This window comes from Fulvivirga marina (assembly GCF_016775155.1).
Taxonomy (GTDB): Bacteria; Bacteroidota; Bacteroidia; order Cytophagales; family Cyclobacteriaceae; genus Fulvivirga; species Fulvivirga marina.
This window is the reverse complement of the sequence record NZ_JAEUGD010000068.1, coordinates 25,312-43,824: the sequence shown is the minus strand read 5'-3', so window position 1 is coordinate 43,824 and position 18,513 is coordinate 25,312. Positions and strand designations below refer to the sequence as shown.

Annotated in this window: 15 protein-coding genes; 10 read left to right on the top strand and 5 right to left on the bottom strand. The window is 41.1% G+C overall.

The features are described from left to right. The first annotated feature begins 1 nt into the window (after position 1). The 5 genes from JMN32_RS26915 (at position 2) to trmB (ending at position 4,259) form a co-directional block, all read left to right on the top strand. Complete coding sequence (locus tag JMN32_RS26915; RefSeq protein ID WP_202859523.1) at positions 2–688, top strand: MotA/TolQ/ExbB proton channel family protein; 687 nt, start codon at positions 2–4, stop codon at positions 686–688. A gap of 87 nt (positions 689–775) precedes the next feature. Beyond that, positions 776–1,165, top strand: a complete 390-nt coding sequence (locus tag JMN32_RS26910; protein WP_202859522.1) for an ExbD/TolR family protein — start codon at positions 776–778, stop codon at positions 1,163–1,165. Between the two features lie 10 nt (positions 1,166–1,175). Next, positions 1,176–2,057, top strand: a complete 882-nt coding sequence (locus JMN32_RS26905; protein ID WP_202859521.1) for a hypothetical protein — start codon at positions 1,176–1,178, stop codon at positions 2,055–2,057. 111 nt (positions 2,058–2,168) lie between these two features. After that, positions 2,169–3,482 carry a bifunctional folylpolyglutamate synthase/dihydrofolate synthase gene (locus tag JMN32_RS26900; protein WP_238354650.1) on the top strand — a complete coding sequence of 438 codons (1,314 nt, stop codon included), beginning with the start codon at positions 2,169–2,171 and terminating at the stop codon, positions 3,480–3,482. A gap of 114 nt (positions 3,483–3,596) precedes the next feature. Beyond that, entirely contained in the window at positions 3,597–4,259 is a 663-nt protein-coding gene (trmB, locus tag JMN32_RS26895) for a tRNA (guanosine(46)-N7)-methyltransferase TrmB (RefSeq protein WP_202859520.1), read from the top strand. 557 nt (positions 4,260–4,816) lie between these two features. Here the strand turns inward: trmB and JMN32_RS26890 are convergent. After that, a complete protein-coding gene (locus JMN32_RS26890; RefSeq protein WP_202859519.1) occupies positions 4,817–4,999 on the bottom strand; it encodes a pinensin family lanthipeptide in 183 nt (60 codons plus the stop codon). Positions 5,000–5,279: 280 nt separating this feature from the next. On the opposite strand from JMN32_RS26890, the gene JMN32_RS26885 reads away from it, so the two are divergent. The 3 genes from JMN32_RS26885 (at position 5,280) to JMN32_RS26875 (ending at position 7,993) form a co-directional block, all read left to right on the top strand. Continuing rightward, positions 5,280–5,909, top strand: a complete 630-nt coding sequence (locus JMN32_RS26885) for a hypothetical protein (protein WP_202859518.1) — start codon at positions 5,280–5,282, stop codon at positions 5,907–5,909. A gap of 736 nt (positions 5,910–6,645) precedes the next feature. Further along, positions 6,646–7,359, top strand: a complete 714-nt coding sequence (locus tag JMN32_RS26880) for a sensor histidine kinase (protein ID WP_238354649.1) — start codon at positions 6,646–6,648, stop codon at positions 7,357–7,359. After that, a complete protein-coding gene (locus JMN32_RS26875) occupies positions 7,352–7,993 on the top strand; it encodes a response regulator transcription factor (protein ID WP_202859516.1) in 642 nt (213 codons plus the stop codon). Before JMN32_RS26880 ends, JMN32_RS26875 begins: the two co-directional genes overlap by 8 nt. A 253-nt stretch (positions 7,994–8,246) precedes the next feature. On the opposite strand, the gene JMN32_RS26870 is transcribed toward JMN32_RS26875, so the two are convergent. Then, positions 8,247–8,384 (bottom strand): hypothetical protein, encoded by a 138-nt coding sequence (locus JMN32_RS26870; RefSeq protein ID WP_202859515.1) that lies wholly within the window; start codon positions 8,382–8,384, stop codon positions 8,247–8,249. 458 nt (positions 8,385–8,842) lie between these two features. Here JMN32_RS26870 and JMN32_RS26865 point away from each other — a divergent pair, with 458 nt between their 5' ends. Together JMN32_RS26865 and JMN32_RS26860 are read left to right on the top strand one after the other, a co-directional pair. Then, entirely contained in the window at positions 8,843–11,800 is a 2,958-nt protein-coding gene (locus JMN32_RS26865; protein WP_202859514.1) for a S8 family serine peptidase, read from the top strand. A gap of 313 nt (positions 11,801–12,113) precedes the next feature. Then, positions 12,114–12,329, top strand: coding sequence for a pinensin family lanthipeptide (locus JMN32_RS26860; protein WP_202859513.1), 216 nt, complete (start codon positions 12,114–12,116; stop codon positions 12,327–12,329). A 247-nt stretch (positions 12,330–12,576) separates the two neighbouring features. On the opposite strand, the gene JMN32_RS26855 is transcribed toward JMN32_RS26860, so the two are convergent. The 3 genes from JMN32_RS26855 to JMN32_RS26845 form a co-directional block, all read right to left on the bottom strand. Then, positions 12,577–14,994 carry a carbohydrate-binding protein gene (locus JMN32_RS26855; RefSeq protein WP_202859512.1) on the bottom strand — a complete coding sequence of 806 codons (2,418 nt, stop codon included), beginning with the start codon at positions 14,992–14,994 and terminating at the stop codon, positions 12,577–12,579. A 23-nt stretch (positions 14,995–15,017) separates the two neighbouring features. Continuing rightward, a complete protein-coding gene (locus tag JMN32_RS26850) occupies positions 15,018–16,922 on the bottom strand; it encodes a glycosyl hydrolase family 18 protein (RefSeq protein ID WP_202859511.1) in 1,905 nt (634 codons plus the stop codon). Positions 16,923–17,027: 105 nt separating this feature from the next. Beyond that, positions 17,028–18,470, bottom strand: coding sequence for a carbohydrate-binding protein (locus JMN32_RS26845; RefSeq protein WP_238354648.1), 1,443 nt, complete (start codon positions 18,468–18,470; stop codon positions 17,028–17,030). Positions 18,471–18,513 lie beyond the last annotated feature (43 nt).

Genomic DNA, 18,513 nt, shown 5'->3' with positions numbered 1-18,513 from the left:
TATGATTTTAGCGATATTAGCGCAGATTACAACAAGCGTAGATACATCGGGAGTGAGTGAAGAACTCAAGTCCGAATCGGTACTGGACCTCCTTTTTAAAGGAGGTTTTATGATGATACCCCTTTTAATCTTATCGATTGCTGCAGTGTACATTTTTGTGGAACGAGTACTTACCATTAATAAGGCATCTAAAACCCCTGAGGCATTTATGGGTAAGATTAGAGGAATGGTAGAGAAAGGCGATATTAGTGGGGCAAAAGTGCTATGCCATGAGTACGATTCACCAACTGCCCGAATGATTGAGAAGGGGGTATCGAGAATTGGCAGTCCCTTAAAGAATATCGAGGTAAGTATTGAGAATGTAGGTAAAATAGAAATTTTTAAACTGGAGAAAAACTTGTCCTTGCTGGCTACCATCTCCGGGTCAGCTCCGATGTTGGGATTCTTAGGAACAGTAATTGGTATGATTGATGCGTTTATAGCCATCGCAAACGAAGAAGGATCTGTAAGCCCTAAGTTGCTCTCGGAGGGTATTTATACAGCCATGGTAACAACAGCGGCAGGCCTATTTGTAGGAATACTTGCTTATCTAGGATATAATTACCTTGTTACCCGCGTTCAAAAGGTTGTTCATAAAATGGAATATAGCACAGTGGATTTTATAGATCTTTTACAAGAGCCGAGATAAAAGTTATTTATGATTCACTGTTTTATAGTTTTCAGTGGTTGCTATAAAGAAACTATAAATTAAGAAGAAATTGAGAACTGACAAATCATGGCATTAAAATCAAAGCATACAGTAGAGCCGATGTTCAGCATGTCTTCTATGACTGATATCATCTTTTTGCTACTCATTTTCTTTATGCTTACATCCTCATTTATCACCCCATCAGGTTTACCAGTTAACTTACCAACTAGTAAAGCTGCTACGGTGGAGTTGCAGAAGGTTTCTGTGACAATAACCAAAAACCTTGATTATTATGTGAATGATAAGAAAGTGAGTAAGGGAATGCTTGAGGGGGAACTCAAAAGTAAATTAAAAGGTAATGAAGGGGTAGTTGTACTGCATATTGATGAGAGTGTGCCAACTCAGCACCTTGTTAATGTAGCGGGCATAGCAACGGCTCTGGAAGCCAAAGTATCTATAGCAACAAAGCCGAATTGATAGAAAACCTATGGAAGAGCGGGAAGAAGAAAAAAGAAACAGGAAAGTAGGCATAATGGTGTCAGCAGGTTTGCATGCGCTGTTGTTAATTGCCTTCTTGTTTATCCTCGCTTGGCGAGAACCTGATCCCCCACTTCCTGAGTATGGTATTGAATTGAATTTTGGTACCAGTGAGGTTGGTACTGGAGAAGTGCAGCCTGAAACACCTGCGGAGATAACCGATAGCGAGGAGGAGGCAGCTCCTGAAGAGGTGCCGGAGGAGGCTGAAGTAGAACCTGTAGAAGAGAGTCAGCACGAGCAGGTATCAGAGCCTGTAGAAGAAGTTGTGGAGACTACCTCAAATACGCAACAGAGTCCACAAGTGGTGCCTGATGAGAAAGAGGAAGTTAAGAAACCGGAGGTTAAGGAAGAAAAGAAAGAAGAAGCGAAGCCGGTATCAAAGCCTGTTGAGACTGAAGATCCGGTTAAACCAGAAAACGGGGCCAACGGGAGTGAAGGAGAAAGTAATAAGCCTCAGAATACCAGCCATGGGGATGACGCCAATAGTGAGGGTGATAAGGGGGATGAACAGGGAACCTTAGACTCCCGGGCACTTTACGGGAATTCTGGAGGAGGTAGTGGATCTTCCCTGGAAATGACCGGTTGGATGTGGGACTTTAAGCCCAAGCCAGATGATACTTCAAATGAAAATGGGCGTATTGTATTTGAAGTAAAGATTGATGATATGGGGGAGATTATTTCAGTGCGTACAATAGAACGCAGTGTAAGCCCCGCAGTTGAAAAGATCTATAGAGCAGAGGTTGAAAAGCTTACATTTAGCAAGACTTCTGATAATGCTATTGTAGCCCCTATGTCGACCGGGAAAATTACATTTGTTATCAAGTCAAAATAGTTCTTTTTAGAAGCTTCTTAAATATTACTCCTCTTTGTTTTAATATCGTTTGCAGGATTGTTTTTAGGCAAGGGAAATTTGCATATTTGCGGCTGTTAGTGATGGTCCTTTATGTCAGATACAAATAAAAATCCTAATACTTATTTTTCCAGCTATCAAGAAGTGCTGGATTACATGTACACTCAGCTCCCTATGTTTCAAAGGGTGGGAGGCGCAGCTTTTAAGAAAGACCTTGGCAACACATTGGCACTTTGCCAATATTTGAATAACCCTGAGCATCAGTTTAAATCAGTACATATTGCTGGTACTAACGGGAAAGGGAGTAGTTCAAATTATCTGGCCGCTATTCTTCAATCAGCGGGATATAAAACAGGCCTGTACACTTCTCCTCATCTGAAAAATTTTACGGAACGAATAAAGATCAATGGCAAGGAGATTGCTGGAGAAAGAGTGATTAACTTTATGAACAGAGTATATCCGTTTATAGAGGAGCACCATCCTTCTTTTTTTGAATTGACCGTCGGTATGGCTTTTGACTACTTTGCAGAGGAGCAGGTGGATATCGCAGTGGTTGAAGTTGGAATGGGAGGGAGGCTTGACTCTACTAACGTAATTATACCTGAGGTGGCCTTGATTACCAATATAAGCGAAGATCATAAGCAGTGGCTTGGTAATACACTTGAAGAAATAGCTGCTGAAAAGGGAGGTATCATCAAAGATCATGTGCCGGTTGTGATTAGTGAAAAGCAAAAAGGGATTTCTGAAGTATTTGAGCGAATTTCTATTGAACGTCATGCAGCTTTGAGCTTTGCAGAAGACAGTTATACAGCAACATTTGAACAGTCTGGAGACCTTGTGGTACAGTCTGGAGATAGTCAGGTATATTCATTGAAGGTGCAACCTGCGGGATATTACCAAAAGAAAAATATACCTGGTGTATTAAAAGTAATCGAGGTTTTACAGGCAAGAGGTTTTAATATCGGTGAGGAGCATGTTATTCGGGGAATTGAAGATGTAAAAACTATCACTGGGCTTAAAGGCCGGTGGCATGTGTTGGGAAACAAACCCATGGTAGTATGTGATGTAGGTCATAACAAAGCCGGAGTCGAATTTATTATGAGACAGGTAGCTTCAACACCGCATCATAAGCTTTATGTGGTTTGGGGAGCAGTAAATGATAAGGATGTCTCCGGTGTATTGGCGATGCTGCCTAAGGAGGCTCAATACTTCTTCTGCCAGGCTGACATACCCAGAGCATTGGAAGCTGAGAAGCTATATGAGGAAGCTGCAAAGCAAGGGTTGAAAGGAAAGGTCGTTAAAAATGTGAACGAGGCCATAAAAGAGGCAAAGGTTCTGGCTAGCGAAGACGACATGATCTTTATTGGAGGAAGTACCTTTGTTGTAGCAGAGGTAGCTGAGCTGTAATGTACCACATAACTCAAGATAATTTAATTTAGACCTGTTTATAAAGCACAATTAAGTTTTGTAATTAATAGTTACCTTTGCAGCCTTATTTGAGCAAATGCATAGAATATAGCTATGAGTAGACAAAAATTGGCACGTTTTGCAGACAATGCTAAACGTGAAAACGTGGTAGAACCCGGGAAGGAAATTATTGATAAAATAAAGGGGAATTGGCACGAGTCATATTTTAAAAATGATAGAAATATTACGCTTGAGTTGGCATGTGGAAGAGGGGAATATACTATAGGGCTAGCCCGTTTGTTTCCGGAAAAGAATTTTATTGGGGTTGACCTTAAGGGAGACAGAATATGGAAGGGGAGTGGTATTGCCCTGGAAGAAGGACTGGGTAATGCGGCATTCCTAAGAGTACATATTTTGGAGTTGCTCAACTATTTTGAGCAAGGGGAGGTGTCAGACATTTGGATAACTTTTCCTGATCCTAGGCCAAAGGATAGGGATGAGAAAAGGAGAATTACAAACACCAGGTTTCTTGATCTTTATAAAACCTTAATTAAGCCGGGGGGAAACGTTTTTTTTAAAACAGATAATACCGGTCTTTTTGAATATACTCTGGAAGTTCTTAAAGAACGTAACGATATTGAAGATCTGATTTATACATTTGATCTGTATCATTCAGAGCTTAAACCGGAATGTTACGACATCCGCACTCGCTATGAGCAAAAGTTTAATGAAATGGGGCATGATATTAAATATATGCGCTTTAAGTTTAAGTCATAAATCCTTTTTCAGCTCGTAATAAAAGTTGTAGCTTTGCTGCAAGTCTGCAGGGTGGATATGTTTTTTAAACCTAACATTAAAAACAATACCGAGTGAAGCCTTTGACCTAGGCCAGGCCTCATCCCGCTTGTCGGGACCTCGTTCGCATGAGCAGGTTAACAGTGGAAGGCCGAAGTTAGTGGGCAGCTCAAATCCTGTCTTATCTGGGGTTTAAATAACCTTCTGATACCCTGTAGGCTTATTTTTATAAAATTCCCTTTCTTGTTTTTTTTCATAATGCAAAATGTTAATATAAAGCTGCTTCACTTTTGAGCAGTCTCCATTGTGTCATTTGTAAAGGGGCATGGTAATGCTCAGGTGCAGTATTGTCTTCAGAGGTTAAAGGGCAAGGTGTTGCCTTGGGGGTGAGAGAAAAGGGGGATGAATTTGACCATCTTCATTGAGGTTTAGGTGGATGGCCAAATTCGGGTTAGGTGATTAGGGTTTACTTAGTTAAGACCTCTTCAGGATGCCTTGGGTAGAGGCTTAATCAGTGCCTGAGAGATATTTTAATAATTTCAGCAAGAATCGTCACTGCAAATCTGCGCTCCTTGTGATATACATGCTATCTTAATGGACTCTCCGCCACCACAGAAATAACCTGTAGCTCCTCCTTTTGCAATAACAGAAGCTTCGTCATTTAGACGAGTGATGAAACTTTGAACTTTCAAGTCTTCAAGTTTTATTTTCTTGCTTTTCATAAGTATTTTATATTAAAGTTTAGTTGGTTCTAACATGACCGCCAAGTTAGGGAATATGTCATGAGAAGCGTAATTAGTTTTACTCGTAGACTTACTTATGTAATATTTTTATACGAAATGCAATTATTTTGCATTTCGAATTCTCAATTGCCTTCATCGAATATCGGGGAAAATCACCCTTTTTAGGACTTGTGATTATACCTCTTCAGTATTTTTTATAATTTCAACTTTGGGTTTTAATTACTAAAGTTCCTTAACCTATTTTAAAACAACTAAAACTATGAAAAAAAACGTTAATAGACTGATTCGGGTATCGTCTGTGGTGTTAATATTCTTAATTGCTTATGGCTGCGACAGTGTACCAGGTGAAGGTGATAGATCTAGTGGAGAGAAGCCGAAAGAAACAATAAGCTTGGAGAGAGCCCATGCCATGTTTGAAGCTTATCAAGAGCGTTTTGATGTAGTGACTGAGTTTAGAGAAGGTAGGGAAGATGCTCGTTATGGGTGGCATTCGCTGGAGTTCTATGAGAATTATATTGCTTACCTGAAACTTGCCTCCAGGAAAGCCGGGATAAAAGTATCAGGTATTAGGATGTACTATGTGGCGTACCCTGAAGATGATCAGGCAGGGGAGTATAGAGGGTATCAAACTTATATTTATGTGCCAACCTATTACGATGAGAAGTCTGGTGACCACATTGCTTTTGATCCTTTACATATTGGTAATGACGGAGTGCCTCTACCTATTCATGATGTCATTGTCAATGGTAAAAAACGATCCACTGATAAGGCAGGTGTTTCTGAAGCGGCAATGGCACGCTCTATGGCAGAGACAGAGAGTTCGATTGCCAATATGGGAGAGATGTGTGAGCCTAACTGTCCGGAAGAAGTAGGATCTGGATCTAATTAAATCGATGAAATTGTTTGGGCTGATAAAATTTCTTGAGCTTTTAACTGCCATAATCGGCTCCATATATTATAGAAAGTACTCTCATACATTTTTGAGATACTTTTTATTCCTATTGTGGCTGGTAACTGGAGTAGAGTTTACTATGTGGTTGCTAAAGATTTATGAAGTAAGTTTAAAGAATCATTTTGTTTATAATTTACTGACATCTGTCCAGTATATCTATTTTCTGTTACTTTACCACCGAACCGTTAAGTCAAGGCGATATAAATCCTGGATACTTGCATTTCTTATAATATTTGTAATTTCTGTTACTGTAAACTTTATATGGATAGAAAAGCTAATGACCACATCCGCATTCTCTTCTTACACTTTTACTGTGGGGGCTGTTTCCCTCATTGCTAGTATTGGATTATTTCTGATCGAAATTTTGAATACTGAAAAGGTACTTTATTTTCAGAAATATCTCATGTTTTGGATTAGTGCGGGTCTGGCCTTCTATTATACTGCTATTATTCCATATATTATTAGCTTACATTTTCTGCCGGATTTTCGCAATTCAGATACCTGGACCTTTATTATCTTTACTTTAAACCTTGTAATGTATGTCTGCTTTAGTATTGGGTTTATTATTAGTAAAAAATTATCTGATTGAGGTCAATTTTAAAGCTTGTAGGGACCTGAAGTTATGGAACATGATGTCGTTTTATGGGCTACTATAACTCTTATCATTCTGGTAATGATAATCATACTTCTGTTTGGAACCTTTCAGGCACGAAAGAATAGGTACATCCAGGCTGAGAAGAAGTTTGAAGAAGAAACGGTCAAGTCACAAATGGAGATCCATGAGCAAGCCCTCAAAAATATGGGATGGGAGCTGCATGATAATATTGGGCAGTTACTTTCGGTGGCTCGTATGCAGCTTAATATATTGCAGGCAAAGTTGCCAAATGGCTACAAGAAAGAAACTGTAGATGTAAGTGAGCTTTTGGGGGATTGTTTGAAAGAAATAAGGTTGCTGTCTAAAACTTTGAATCCTGATATTATACGGGAGATGGGGCTGGTGCGATCCATAGAATTGGAGTTGGAGCGATTTAATAAACTTAACTTTTTGAAAGCGAGTCTTTCGATTCAGGGTGAAGAGCAAACAGTGCCACAAAAGGATGGTATAATTTTGTTTAGAATATTACAGGAGTTTTTTTCCAATGTAATTAAACACTCGAAGGCACAACATTTGGATGTAAATTTAGAATATTCAGCAAATAAATTATTAATTTCAGCTAAAGATGACGGAGTGGGCTTTGACCATGAGGAGGTCATAAAAGGAGCTGGATTAATAAATATGAAGAGCAGGGCAAAACTTATTGGTGCTGAGTATGGTATGGTGTCGGCAAGAAATAAAGGAGTAGAGCTAACTATAGAATATAACCTAACACAGAAAAGCTATGCATGATTATTCCGTTGTAATCGTTGATGATCATTTGTTGTTTGCCCAGGCTTTGGAGAACCTGGTAAACACTTTTGACAATTTCAAAGTCCTGTATCAGGTAAACAATGGAAGAGAATTGCTCAAACAACTTGAGGCAGAAGAGGCAACTCCTGATATCGCTTTAATGGATATTAATATGCCGGTGCTTAATGGTATAGAAACTATGCATATGCTCAATAAAGAGCATCCTGATATTAAAGTTCTAGCGCTGTCGATGGATGATGATGAGGGTACCATTATCAAAATGTTAAGGGCCGGAGCCAAGGGATATTTGCTTAAAGACATTCACCCTCAGACTTTTCATTGTGCATTAAATGATGTTATTCACAAAGGGTTTTATTACTCTGAAAAGATAACCAGCACAGTTTTAAGCTCCTTGCATAAAGCTGATTCTCCCGAAGTTATTCTAAAAGACAGGGAAATAGAGTTTCTGAAACTAGCCTGTACAGAGAAAACGTATAAAGAAATAGCTGGGGATATGTTTCTGAGTCCCAAAACTATAGATGGATATAGAGAGTCGTTGTTTGAAAAACTGGAAGTAAAAAGTAGGGTAGGGCTGGTGCTCTATGCCATTAAACATGACTTGTATAAAGTCTAAAATGAAGTTAATCTTTATATTCAGCAACTCATCAGTGATTATGTAGGTTAAACGTATGCTACTTTTGAAATTGTCGTTGAAGTGATACCTTGGTATCAATTAAAGCCAACTATAGACAACGAAAATCCCCATTGGACAAGGTCCCTTGGGGATTTTTGTTTTGTAATTATTTTGATGTGCTGGAATATATAGCGATTAAAGCTGTAAATAACAGTTTATGACTTTATGGTCCTTTATTTGGCGGATAATACTTTTATCTTAGTAAATCTGGGTCAACGCCACTTTTTGTTGTAACTTTCTGAATAAATGCAGTAGTGTTTTTTGTGTTCCAGGATTCATATCCTTCATAGGCTACATCATAATCCTGGTCTTCTGTTTCTTCCTGGCGCATGTATATAAATTCATCCCCGGAATTCTACTCCTTCAGAGGTTAAGTGGGGCTTAGTGTTTTCGAGTAGTTGTAATATTTGAGCTTCCTGTTTATTGTTCGCATTCATGGGTACAGAAATATAACCTACCCCTTCCCGATATTCTTTTAGTGTACTGCCCAAAATAAAAGTTACTCTTAAGGCTGTATATGTGAAGTTAGGTATCTAAATATCTCTTTTTAAAGAAGTTAAGTACTAGTTTGTAGTGATTAATTATAATTAAAATAATATAATTTATAATTAATAATAAAAATAATATGTGATAATAGGGGAATAACCCCTTTTTATTATGGGGTCTTTCCCTCTGTCGGGCGGCTATGGTATAAGCTAATTTTGAATCATTAAACCAACGAATCGATTCGAAACAGCGGATTCTGAAAAGCTGAAATAGAGTAAGAATTTAAACAAAAACCATCTAATTATGAGACCTAACCTACTTATACCACACGCAAGGAGGTATTGGAATGTAGATCATGCGCTGAAACTAGCATTTTTGGTCTGTATTCTTTTAACATCAACTTCACTGGCTTTTTCTCAGAAGTATTTTTACTACTACAATGGAGAAAAGCAGGCCTTGGAGCTTAATACTAATTATGTGTACCTTGTTATTCCTTCAAATGTATCAGATTCAAATCAACTCAAAGTTTTAGTTGATGAGAGTGTACAAGTGACCAAATTTGATTTAGATAATTCTGCAAAAACGATGAAGTCGGTTGCGAAGTTTGATAATGCGCCGTCCGAGTATTGGGCAGAGTTGAAGCTAAAGAACAGGATGTCTGCCGATGAATATCTGCAGTACTTAAAAGAGCTTGAAAAACTGGATGCCATTAAAAATGCTGCACCATACTTTACAAATAAGGATGGGGATAAGGTAGGCATTTCTCAGTATTTTAATGTTAAACTGAGAACCCAGGATAACTATAGCAGGCTCTCAAAAATGGCAGAAGAGTTTGATGCAGTTATTGTTGGTCAAAACCCATTTATGCCTCTTTGGTATACCCTAAAATGTAAGGAGAATGCAAAAAATAATGCATTGGAGCTAGCTAATAAGTTTTACGAAACAGGTGTTTACGAGCACGCTGAACCCAGCTTACTTTTAGAAGGAATAGCCCAGGATCCAAATGATCCGCTATATAATGATCAATGGGGACTCAACAATACAGGTCAATATGGAGGGACTGTTGGAGTAGATATTAATGCAAATAATGCCTGGGACATAACCAAAGGTTCAGGCGATGTAGTGGTTGCTGTACTTGATCATGGGTTTGAAATGAACCACCCCGACCTTCAGGGAAATACTTTTGGAACAGGTTTTAATACCGGTACAGGAACTTCACCAGCACAAGTGTTAGGATCTCATGGCACCGCATGTGCCGGCATAATTTCTGCTAGCCAGGACAATAACAGAGGGGTAAGTGGTGTAGCACCTAACTCAAAAATTATGTCTATTAGCAATTCATTGCTTTCAGGGCCAACAACTATACAGGAACTGGCAAATGGCATCAATTGGGCATGGCAAAATGGAGCTGACATTATTAGTAATTCCTGGGGACATAATTCGCTTGTCAGTGGTTTAATCGATAATGCTATTACCAATGCCTTGACAAATGGAAGAGGAGGATTAGGTACCATTGTTGTTTTTTCTGCTGGTAATTCTAATAATGCAGTGATTTACCCGGCCAGCAGTAACCCCGATATTATTGCCGTTGGAGCATCTGATGATTGTGGTCTTAGGGTAGATCCTACTAGCGGAAGTTCTTGCATGTCTTGGAATTCATTTCAGGGCAGTTGCTTTGGTGCTCCGTTAGATGTAATGGCACCAGGCGCCACTATTTCTACCACGGATAGGCAAGGAGGAACTGGCTATTCTACAAATGATTATACGGGAGGTTTCGGTGGTACGTCTGCAGCATGCCCTTTTGTGGCTGGAGTGGCAGCATTAATTTTATCCGTTAACCCATGTCTCACACATGATGAAGTTGAGGATATAATTGAGCAAACAGCGCAAAAGGTAGGAGGTTATACATATAGCCCAACAGTAGGCAGGCCTAACGGAACCTGGAACAACCAAATGGGATATGGTTTGGTAGATGCAGAAGCAGCAGTACAGGCAGCTCAGCAAATGCTCCCGAGCAATGGCGGCTTTGATATCTATGCCAAAGACAGACCTTTTGATATTGGAAATGAACCAAACCCTGATAGTGGACCGATGTGGATAAGTGAAGACATTTGGGTACGTCAAAACCTGGATGGCGGTACAAGTCATCAAAACCCTGAATTCAAAATATTCTCACCAAATGGGGTATATGTGAAAATACGTAACAAGAGCACTGTAACGAGTGATTGTGCAAACCTCTCTCTATATTTCTCAAAAGCCTCTACAGGGCTTGTATGGCCTAACCATTGGATAAATTACTCATTGTCAGGGGTTTTGAATGGGGATAAGGTCAATACAGTTTCTATACCTCCAATAGCTCCCGGAGGCACTTACACGGTTGAAATACCATGGTACCCACCAAATCCGGCAGACTTTGTTAATGACATCCACCATTTCTGTTTGTTAGCAAGAATAGAGTCCCCAGCAGACCCCATGTTTAACGAGCTAAATGGAGTCGGTGTAAGCGGTAACGTAAGGAGAAATAACAATATTGTATGGAAGAATGTACAAGTATATGACGTTAATATTAGTAATTTTTCCAGCTTGTATGTAAGAGGAACCGAAAAAGGATTGAACAAAATAGACCTGTTATTTTGGGATAGAGGTTTTGAAGATAAAATTGAGAAACCATTTTTTGATAGAGGAGGTGAGATAAACGTGAAAGTTGATCCTGAATTCTTTGAAAGAATAAAAGAAGCAGATTTACAGGAAATCAAAATTATTGATCAGAATACACTTCATATCGCTTCTTCTAAGGCACGTATCTCAGGTATCCCTGTTTACGGTGATGAAACATTCTCTATGCATTTTGCCTTTGGTGCAGACGTCGGTGAGGGCGAAGAGGTAATCCTTGATGTATTGCAACAGAATACCGAAAAAGGCACACTCGAAGGCGGTGAGCGCTTTGTGATCACTAATACAAGGAAGGGATACTTTAATGAAGCATCAAAACTGGATGTCAAAAAAGATAATCTGGTATACCCTAACCCAGCTGATAGTGAGATATACCTCAAATATGAAGTTCTCTCAGATGACAGTGAAGTTGAAATCTCCATTCACAATATATTGGATGCTCAGCAGTCGATAAAACTATACAGTGGCAAGATGCAAAGAGGAGAACGTTTTGAGAAGTATGATATTCACAAGCTCAAAAAAGGAGTTTATATTCTTCAGTTGAAAGTTGGAGATAAGGTAACTACAGAGAGAGTAGTGGTTGAGTAAGTAGTATTTGGTGACTGCTCGTCGGATAAATAATAAACTGAATACAGAGAATAGTAAATAGTAATAGTTGTAGTTTTCATTCTCAGGTTCAAGAACTGCCGTAAATCAGCTATGCTGTAGGCAGTTCTTTTTTATGAGCCTATGCTTAAAGAATTCCCAGTCTGTAAATATTGCTGTATGCCAAGGGTATTATTCCCCGTATTTAAGGGCAGTTTTCCTATGTTATTCCCAAACCTGATCATCTAATTTTAAACTTAAATGGCCCGGTATCCGGGAGAGTATTGTTACATAATCTAACCTAAAGCAAATCATCATGAAAAAACTAAGTTTAGTCAATCTGCGAGTAACCAGTTTTGTTACTGAGTTAAAGAGCCATGAGAAACAAACCGTTCACGGAGGTATCGAAATAGAACTGCGTGAGCCAACTTATGGATGTCCATCGAACGGAGTAAGTTGCTTGCCTCCCAAGAGTAAAGGGTGCTTCAGCGAAGGGCCAGGCCAATGTACTATGGATGTAGAATTTGGTTGATGTTACCTCATTGCTGAGCGATAAAAGAAGCGAAACGGTAAAAGGTGGAGCGCGACGCTCTGATGAGATAGTTTGTACTGCTTCCGGAGTTTGTATTTGTCCTTTGGAAGACTTGCGAAACACAGGTAGTCTGCGATCTTACGAGGGATTGCCCTATAAAATTGTAGCAAATAAAAAGGCCGTTTCAAAGTATGGGTCACTTTTGAAACGGCCCCTGTGCAAACTACAAACTATTATTCAGGTAAAATCAATTGGCCTGTTTCACTATCCTTTTGATCAGTCTGCTTTGATCAAACTCTATTTCGAATAGATATACCCCTTCTTTCAAACCTGAAATATCTATAGGCTCCTGATTACTTATTGCAGGAAGCTCCATCACAGTCTGGCCTAAAGTATTGGTTATTCTGCCCTTTGCTTGCTCCCCCGAAAAGGAGACGTTGATTACGTTTTTGGCAGGGTTAGGGTATATTACCGGGTCAATCTTCTCCGTCTCTGATTTTATCAGTTCAGAGGTATTGCCTGTGTTGTTAAGTATAGAGCCCTGTTTTGTTATTCTTATCCAGTTGATGTTCCAACCACCAACCTGAGCGTAAATACCAAAGGGGTATGTACCCGCAGAGACATTTACCGTGTGGGAGATGGTGGTCCAGTTTTGCCAGCCACCGGTGCCTGGTATATCCAATTCACCTAATATGGTGGCTCCGGCGTTCAGGTCGGATGACAAGCGCCCACCACCATTAGCACTTGCTACACGGTATTCTATCAGGTATGTTCCGGAAGAAGGAAAATTTATACCATTGTAAGCCATCCAATCGCCCTGATCGATATAGCCCACATTCTGTCCACCTTCTGAACAGTTCTCTAACTCTACACCGGCCATGGCACTGTAACTTTCAGCTTCAATGACGGAACTGGAAGTGACTCTTGATACAACAATTGAGCTTAGCTGGTCATTAAATCCTTCATTAACAAGACAGTCATCATCACCGGTTTTGACCAACGTGCTTCCCTGAAAGTTGTTTTCCCAGTATATGGTTGCCTGATAGCCTGCCTGTACTTTGATGGAGGAAGCATCATCGTTGGCCAGACCTCGGGCTTCTAAGTCAGCCAGGGTATAGCTGCCTTCACCAAGGCCAACAGCGTAACCGCCATATGAGCAGTGTTGGTAGAGGGTAACCACACCCCCAGAACCGCCGGGAGGGATAGTGCCGGAAATCCAGAAACTACCCAAAGAGGCATAGTCCGAGTATCCGTTGGTGGACGGGTTACCAGCCCCGGTACCATCTACAGAGATGTAATAGGTTCCGGCTCCCAGATAAGCCTCTAATCGCGTGTTCAGGCCGCCTCCGTTGAAGGTGCCGATCTGATTACCTGTAGAACCTTCATATAGTCTGACGAGTACGTCCAGATCACCATGTCTGTTGACCGTGTTAATATCAAGGTATACATTTCCTGTACCACAGGTAAACCTGAACATGTCCTGATCTCCTGTTCTTTCAATGATACCATATTGCATATCGATATTGCCTGCACCGTTACTGGAAATATTGGTTGCTGAACCAAAGTTATTGCCATGATCATCCCCTCTAAAGCCCACATAACCAGCCATAATGGAAAGGTCATCTTCCGTGTTGTTTGCATAAGCGTATTCACCACGACTCCATTGAGAAATAGGCTTATAGTATCCCACTCCCATAATTGGAGCCCAGTCGCCGTGTCCCGCAAAGTAACCCTCGCTAGGGTTAGTTCTGCCGTCATGTCCCAGACCTAGTGTGTGACCGATTTCGTGAGAAGCTGCCTCGCCACCAGCTTTTCCTGAAAGTATAAATACCCAGCAGGGCCAGTCCTGATAGCCGAAACCTCCTACGAAGGCAACGCCACCAGCTCCCGCAGCAGCATTATTAGTAGGAGTGAATACACAGCGCTGTCTTCTGTTTTGAGGGTAAGAATCATAAACCGCTTGACTGGTGGTTATGTTCACATTAAAAGGTCTGAAATCTTCACTGATTAGATCCCAGGCTTCCTGTATCTGAGCGTCAGACATTCCGGAATGTGCTGCATTTAAAGCGTTTCCGTTTACCCAACCAGTTCCGGGAGGGAGGTAATAGCCGTCAAAGTCCAGCAACACGCAGCCGTATGCCCCGGGCAGGCTTTGTAAATCATAAACACCCTCTGCAACCTCGAAGTTGGCTTCTGATTCTGCCATATCCAATACTTTTGAGCCCGATTTAGCCGGGTACTCAATACAAAGTACCTTGTCTATATCCTTTTCATGAATATAGGCCCTGCCACTGGCATCAGAAAAGTATTCATAGGCAAGTTTTTGATCTTTTAATACAATGTTACCGCGTAACTCTCCTTGCACAAGCTTGATATAGAAGCTACTATTTTTGACATTGTCGACAGATCCTACCAGCGTAAACTCACCGTTTTCATCGTTTTGATATTTTACGTTGAGGTCAAGTTGTTGCTTTGGAGTTTGCACTCCAAGTAACATATCTTGTCTGCTTTGACTGGTACTTTTTTCAATCTTTTCTTGAAGTGATTGTTGAAATGCCCCGATAGTTCCGAGGTCAACGACATCGTTTTTTTGCTGCCCGTGTGCATACCATCCAATACTTAGCAGGGCAAAGGTTATAATCGATAATTGTTTTATTTTTTTCATTGGTTTATCGTTTGGTTGAAGGTCTATTGTTTAATCAGACGTTGGGTTTCCTGTTTTCCCCCTGACTCAATTTGAATGAAATAAAGCCCTTGTTTTAGTTCGGAAAGATCAATGACCTCACCAGAAGTAATGTTGGTCGGAGGAGTCATTTCTTGTCCCAAAGCATCTGTAATTGTTACCCTGGTGTTATGGTCTTTTGTGTTTACCCGGATAGTGTTGTTAAAGGGGTTTGGATAAACTAAATTGTTAATTTGTTGATTTTCAGGTGGTTGATTGGATTTATCTTGAGCGATCCTTGCTTCTGATGCTGATGACTGGTAAGTAATCTTCCACCAGTTTAGGTTCCACCCACCTGTTTGGGCATAGATACCAAAGTTGTAGGTTCCCGCATTGATATATACCGTATGCGATACTGTGGTCCAGTTTTGCCATCCGCCGGTTGAAGCAATACTTCTTGAGCCTAATACGGTAGCACCAGCATTAACATCCAAAGAAAGCTGTCCACCACCATTGAGGCTGGCTACTCTGTACTCCACAAGGTAGGTGCCTGAAGTGGGAATGTTAACATTTGAATATACCATCCAGTCTCCAGTATCGATCCATCCTACATTCTGCCCGCCACCGTTATCGGTAGTGCCTTCCAGTTGCACACCTGACATGTTGCTGTAACTTTCTGCCTGAATTGTTTGGGAAAAGCCTCCTGAACTCTGACCAACGATCACTGAAGTAGCAGCATCATTGAAATTCTCGTTTACCAGACAATTGTCATCAGATGTTTTCACTACTGAAGTTCCTGAAAAGTTATCAGCGGCATATAAGGTGATCTTATAACCAGATTGTACTTTGATAGATGATATGTCATTATCAAGAATACCTCTGGCTTGTAATTGAGCCAGGGTATAGCTGCCAACAGGAAGGCCTACAGCGTATCCACCATAGTCACAATGTTTGAAAACAGTAACCGGATCGTTTTGAGGAGGTGTACCCATCTCATCATAAATGGCAGTCAATAGAGAATATTGATTTTGTACATCATGATCTATAGACCAGATCATAATGCCACCACCTTGCTGAACGCCCAGGTTGGTTTTTGCTTTAATGGTATTGATGCCGTTATAATAGTCACCATTAAAATAGTCAGCGTAAGGATCGGCACCCTGTGATAGCAAAGTGCTGTAAGTGTTCCAGCTTGGTCTTGCATAAAACGGAACCCCAAGTACAGCTTTGTTTGCTGGTAAGCCTCTGCCTTTCCAGTAATTTAAAGCACTCTCCGCATAGCTGTATGGCGAATGACCTGCACCGGCATCACCGTCGTAAGCCATAATATTTAGCCAATCAACATGGCCAAATACCTCACTGCTGACACCAGCGCCAGCCCAGGCGGAGGCGTTTACCGCAGCTGTAAGCAGTAAACCACGACTGTGTAGCGCGCTTGACAGTGCCCCCATAAGCGCAGTAAAATTAGGATCAGGGTTGCCATTTACTGCATCAGGAAACTCCCAGTCTATGTCAGCGCCATCCAGATTGTATTGCTGTATAAAACTGATGACACTGTTGACAAAGTTATTTCGGCCAGTAGCGGTGGAAGCGATTACTTCAAATCTACTGTCATTGCCACCACCATCTCCAAGGTCCCAGCCGCCAATGGCTATCAGCACTTTTACACCATGACCATGCGCCTGGCTGACCACACTGTTTAGTTTTGCTGGATTGGCTACTGGTTCGAGACTGCCACTTGTTGTTGGTAATGCAAAGGAATAATTGATATGCGTTAGTTTAGCATAGTCAATCTGATTGGCATTGTTTACCCATGAGGTAGTGTAGCCAACAATTCGCTGACCATAACCGGTTACGACCAGCGCAGAAAAGAGTAAAACAAGGGTTAGCCGGCTAAATAAACCGGCTCCCCTGCGTAGGTAATTTTTCATAAGCTTTAGCTTTTTAGGTTAGAAAAATGATTTAATTATTCCTTGTCTGCATTGGTATCCTGATACTGCCGTTCAGCAAGCTGACGACAGTATCAGGAGTTTCTTTTATTCCTTGATAAATCTCTGTGAGATTGCTCCATCGCCACTACCCAGTCTCAGGGTGTACAATCCGGGCTTTAGAGATGAAATGTCAATAGTGTTGTTTGTTACCCGCGTTTCTAATACTACTTGTCCGGTGTTGTTAAATACCCTTGCTTCATCAGAAGTACCAGACGGTAGGTGTAGTTTTAGTTCATGAGCAGCAGGGTTCGGGTAAAGTTTGAGTTCAAATGTGGTCTCTTCTTCCTTATCCAGAACCTGATCAGTTTCAGAAGCCATGCGGGCTGAAGCAGTTCCTTGACGTGTTAATCGCCACCAGTTGATATTCCATCCACCAGCTTGAGCATAGATCCCGAAGTTATAAGTGCCTGCATTGATATATACAGTATGGGAAACGGTAGTCCAGTTTTGCCATCCTCCTGTGGCTGGTACACCCAGACTTCCCAATACTGTTGCCCCTCCATTGAGGTCTAGTGATAGTTGTCCGCCGTTAACACTGGCTACACGGTACTCCATAGTGTAGTATCCTGATGTTGGTACATTGATGTTGTTGTATGCCATCCAGTCTCCAGTATCGATCCAGCCTACATTCTGGCCTCCACCAGTGTCGGAAGTGCCTTCGGTTTGTACTCCACTCATGCTGCTGTATTGTTCAGCTTCTCTAAAAACCGAGAAATTAGTGCTGCCACCACCTTGATACACTCGTACATAATCGACATACATGTTAGCGGGAAGTGCACTATCATCTATGTTGAAACCAGGCCAGTTGCCGCCTACGGCCATATTGAGCAATATGAAATACTCATTGTGAAATTCACTGGTACCATTAACGCCATTGCTGATATCCACAATGTGGTATTGCTGACCATCTACAAACCACTTGATGGTGCTTTCATCCCACTCAATGGAATACACATGGTACCCAGTGACGTTGGTCGCCGTATGTCCACCATACGAGGCGTAGTTGCCATTATGATCTTGCCAGTGTATGGTGCCATGTACATCAGGAGAGGTGTTAACATGCTCCATGATATCAATTTCACCACAGGCTGGCCAGCCTACACTGGTGATGTTATTGCCCAGCATCCAAAAGGCAGGCCATGAACCCAGGCTAGATGGGGTGGCTATACGTGCTTCAATTTTCCCGTATCGGAATGACTTGCGCCCCTGAGTCTTCATTCTTGCAGAGGTATAATTGAAACCTCCGAAGTTTTCGCGTTTTGCTGTGATTACCAGTTGTCCGTTTTGAACGGTAGCATTTTCTCTGCGGTAGTATTGTAATTCATTGTTTCCCCAGCCCGATGAGCCGTTACCGGTCTCAAAGACCCAGTCTGAGCTGATGCCATTGGTGAATTCATCCTGCCAGACAAGCTGCCAGCTTTGTGCAAGACCGAGGTGCCCCAGAAGAAGCCCTGCGATCACTAAAAATGTGGATTTGGTTTTCATCATCTTGTTGGTTTTAGTTTGAGAAATTTGGTTTATGTAGTTCCGG

What these genes read in the sequence shown, in the direction of transcription:
- JMN32_RS26850 (WP_202859511.1), bottom strand. Translation starts at nt 16,922, where the DNA reads ATGAAAAATTACCTACGCAGGGGAGCCGGTTTATTTAGCCGGCTAACC.
- JMN32_RS26880 (WP_238354649.1), top strand. Translation starts at nt 6,646, where the DNA reads ATGATAATCATACTTCTGTTTGGAACCTTTCAGGCACGAAAGAATAGG.
- JMN32_RS26890 (WP_202859519.1), bottom strand. Translation starts at nt 4,999, where the DNA reads ATGAAAAGCAAGAAAATAAAACTTGAAGACTTGAAAGTTCAAAGTTTC.
- JMN32_RS26865 (WP_202859514.1), top strand. Translation starts at nt 8,843, where the DNA reads ATGAGACCTAACCTACTTATACCACACGCAAGGAGGTATTGGAATGTA.
- JMN32_RS26900 (WP_238354650.1), top strand. Translation starts at nt 2,169, where the DNA reads ATGTCAGATACAAATAAAAATCCTAATACTTATTTTTCCAGCTATCAA.
- JMN32_RS26845 (WP_238354648.1), bottom strand. Translation starts at nt 18,470, where the DNA reads ATGATGAAAACCAAATCCACATTTTTAGTGATCGCAGGGCTTCTTCTG.
- JMN32_RS26905 (WP_202859521.1), top strand. Translation starts at nt 1,176, where the DNA reads ATGGAAGAGCGGGAAGAAGAAAAAAGAAACAGGAAAGTAGGCATAATG.
- JMN32_RS26910 (WP_202859522.1), top strand. Translation starts at nt 776, where the DNA reads ATGGCATTAAAATCAAAGCATACAGTAGAGCCGATGTTCAGCATGTCT.
- JMN32_RS26885 (WP_202859518.1), top strand. Translation starts at nt 5,280, where the DNA reads ATGAAAAAAAACGTTAATAGACTGATTCGGGTATCGTCTGTGGTGTTA.
- JMN32_RS26870 (WP_202859515.1), bottom strand. Translation starts at nt 8,384, where the DNA reads ATGCGCCAGGAAGAAACAGAAGACCAGGATTATGATGTAGCCTATGAA.
- JMN32_RS26860 (WP_202859513.1), top strand. Translation starts at nt 12,114, where the DNA reads ATGAAAAAACTAAGTTTAGTCAATCTGCGAGTAACCAGTTTTGTTACT.
- JMN32_RS26855 (WP_202859512.1), bottom strand. Translation starts at nt 14,994, where the DNA reads ATGAAAAAAATAAAACAATTATCGATTATAACCTTTGCCCTGCTAAGT.
- trmB (WP_202859520.1), top strand. Translation starts at nt 3,597, where the DNA reads ATGAGTAGACAAAAATTGGCACGTTTTGCAGACAATGCTAAACGTGAA.
- JMN32_RS26875 (WP_202859516.1), top strand. Translation starts at nt 7,352, where the DNA reads ATGCATGATTATTCCGTTGTAATCGTTGATGATCATTTGTTGTTTGCC.
- JMN32_RS26915 (WP_202859523.1), top strand. Translation starts at nt 2, where the DNA reads ATGATTTTAGCGATATTAGCGCAGATTACAACAAGCGTAGATACATCG.